Here is a 599-nt window from a genome sequence, read left to right as displayed (position 1 = left end):
CTTGCCGTTCTGCGCGTAGTGGCCCTGTTCCTTGGTGTAGTAGAGGGCCATGGCGTTGCCGTGCGGGTCGACGACGTAGTCGAGGTTCCAGCGCCAGCCCTGCTGCTCGGCGGAGGAGGCGAAGTCGGAGCCGTTGCCCTGCTCGCCGTCGTGGTTGCCGTAGACGGGCACGGAGAAGACGGAGTTCGTCGCCGTCTCGCCGTCGGCCCAGCCGGGGAGGTGGTTCTTGCCGAACCAGTACTGGGTGCCGTCCAGGGTGGTGACGCGCCAGTACTCGGAGTCCTCGTCACCGGAGGCGTTGGGCGTGGTGTCGTAGATCCGCTCCACGCGCGAGCCGTCGTCGTTGCGCAGCTTCCACGTCTTCCCGGCCGCGTCCCACACCAGTTCGTTGGACGAGCCGTTCAGGGAGAGCGTGGCGTTCTCCGACTTCCAGCACAGGTCGCCGGTCTTCGCGGTGTTGTTGCCGCCCTGCTTGTCGTTCTCGCAGGACGCGTAGGCGCGCTCGACGAACCCGGGGGCGTACTCCCAGCCCTCGCCGATCCACGACGACTGGTTGTTCGTCGAGGCCGTGCGGCCGTCGATGGCGGAGGAGTTGTAGG

The 599-nt window shown here is 67.4% G+C and carries 1 pseudogene; it reads right to left on the bottom strand.

Annotated elements, in window-relative coordinates:
• Nucleotides 1-599, bottom strand: a pseudogene (locus tag IE287_RS38150) (RHS repeat protein); the annotation flags it as partial.

It is taken from the genome of Streptomyces omiyaensis, assembly GCF_014650895.1.
GTDB lineage: Bacteria > Actinomycetota > Actinomycetes > Streptomycetales > Streptomycetaceae > Streptomyces > Streptomyces omiyaensis.
The sequence above is the reverse complement of the archived record's forward strand: the minus strand, read 5'-3'. Positions and strand labels throughout refer to the sequence as shown.